Here is an 812-nt window from a genome sequence, read left to right as displayed (position 1 = left end):
AACCAGCTGCCTGATCGTGATCCGGAAGAGACCGCCGAGTGGCTGGAGTCCCTGGATACGCTGATTCAGGATCAGGGCACCGAGCGTGCCCAGTACATAATGCGCAGCCTGCTTCAGCGGGCCGGCGCGCAGAGCGTGGGCGTTCCGATGGTGACCACCACGGACTACGTCAACACGATCCCGGTGGACCAGGAAGCGCCGTTCCCCGGGGACGAGGAAATCGAACGGAAGTACCGGGCGTGGCTGCGCTGGAACGCCGCGGTAATGGTGCACCGGGCGCAGCGGGCCGATATCGGCGTCGGCGGGCACATCTCGACCTATGCCGGGGCCGCGACGCTGTACGAGGTCGGGTTCAACCACTTCTTCCGCGGCAAGGACCACCCCGGCGGCGGGGACCAGATCTTCTTCCAGGGCCACGCCTCCCCCGGCATGTATGCCCGGGCCTTCATGGAGGGCCGGCTCTCCGAGGAGGACCTGGACGGGTTCCGGCAGGAGAAGTCCAAAGAAGGACATGCCCTCTCCTCGTATCCGCACCCGCGGCTGATGCCGGAGTTCTGGGAGTTCCCCACGGTCTCGATGGGCATCGGGCCGATGAACGCGATCTACCAGGCCCAGTCCAACCGGTACCTGCAGAACCGTGGCATCAAGGACACCTCCGACCAGCAGGTCTGGGCGTTTTTGGGTGACGGGGAAATGGACGAGCCCGAGTCCCGCGGCCTGCTCCAGCTGGCCGCGAACGACAAGCTGGACAACCTCAACTTCGTGATCAACTGCAACCTCCAGCGCCTCGACGGGCCTGTGCGCGGCAACGG

At 65.8% G+C, this 812-nt stretch carries 1 pseudogene; it reads left to right on the top strand.

The features are described 5' to 3' along the window. Positions 1-812, top strand: a pseudogene (locus QCD75_RS21785) (pyruvate dehydrogenase (acetyl-transferring), homodimeric type); the annotation flags it as partial.

Origin of the sequence: Arthrobacter sp. PsM3 (genome assembly GCF_030433895.1) — a bacterium.
Taxonomy (GTDB): domain Bacteria; phylum Actinomycetota; class Actinomycetes; order Actinomycetales; family Micrococcaceae; genus Arthrobacter.
The sequence above is the reverse complement of the archived record's forward strand: the minus strand, read 5'-3'. Positions and strand labels throughout refer to the sequence as shown.